The organism is Streptomyces odontomachi (genome assembly GCF_024435355.1).
GTDB classification, from domain to species: Bacteria; Actinomycetota; Actinomycetes; order Streptomycetales; family Streptomycetaceae; genus Streptomyces; species Streptomyces odontomachi.
Genome location: NZ_JAMJWG010000116.1, coordinates 1 through 286 on the forward strand (window position 1 = coordinate 1; position 286 = coordinate 286).

Below are 286 nucleotides of genomic sequence, written 5' to 3' on the forward strand. Positions count from 1 at the left end.
CCGGCCGCGGTGGGCGACGCCGCCCCCGGTCGCACCCTCGCCGAAGGACCCGCTTTGAGCTACGTCGTCAACGTGAGCCCCGGGCAGGGCACGGCCCGCGCGGTGCGCAAGGCGATAGCCGACGCGGACGGCACGGTCATCACGTCCTACGACCACATAGGCGTGATCGTCGTGCACTCCACGAACCCCGACTTCGCCGACCAGATACGCAAGGTGCACGGCGTCGACTCGGCCGGCGCCACCCGCACCGCCCCGCTGCCCGCCCAGACCACCGGCGACCAGGGCG

1 pseudogene is annotated in these 286 nt (G+C 73.4%); it reads left to right on the top strand.

Annotation, left to right across the window (positions count from 1 at the left end):
- Window positions 1-286, top strand: a pseudogene (locus NQO67_RS43620) (peptidase S8); the annotation flags it as partial.